General features: G+C 42.8%; 1 protein-coding gene. It reads right to left on the bottom strand.

The window, feature by feature from the left end; all coding sequences use genetic code 11:
* Nucleotides 1-657 (bottom strand): hypothetical protein (locus QZL64_RS03445; RefSeq protein ID WP_441351086.1); only part of this gene is annotated, 657 nt, incomplete at both ends.

Below are 657 nucleotides of genomic sequence, written 5' to 3'. Positions count from 1 at the left end.
TACGGATGGACCACCAACGATTGCTAAGCCATTAGCAGTTAACGTTGCATCGCCAACACTTACGCCATCAGCTGTTACAGCAGTATCGCCTACTTCTAGACCGGATTCGTTAAGTTTAGTTTCACCGGCTGTTACACCATCAGCGGAAACTGTAGTTGTACCAGCAGTTAAGCCATTAGCATCAACTGTAGTTGTACCGGCTTTAATGGATCCGGTAGCACCTAAGTCAACGTTGTTCTTCATGTTAACGGTGAAAGTCTTAACATCATCAGCACCGGTTTCGCTGGCTACTTCGATGTTTGTACCACCTTTTACGTCAACGGATTTTTGAACAACTTCTTTGATGACTTCTTTACCTTTGTCGTCCAAGTTACCTAAATCTTTACCGGCTGCGTTGTTAATTTTTTCTTTAGTTGCCGCTGTTAAATCTACTACCAAGTCTCGGCCGGATACTTCACTGGTAACCATGCCATCAGTAGCACCTTTAATACCGAAGCCTGCGTTGTCTTTATCTACAACAAGGGTTTGGCCTTTAGTATCTGTTACAGTTACTGTTTGAAGTGCACTGCCGGCTGTTTCAGTCACTTTTTCAAGATTGTTAGTAACCTTTTCAAGGTTATTATTAATTGTATCTACACGGCCTTTTACGCCATCAAC

Source organism: Veillonella sp. CAG:933, assembly GCF_000431435.1.
In the GTDB taxonomy this organism is placed as follows: domain Bacteria; phylum Bacillota; class Negativicutes; order Veillonellales; family Veillonellaceae; genus Veillonella_A.
Note: the sequence above shows the minus strand (reverse complement) of the source record. Positions and strands in the feature narration are given on the sequence as shown.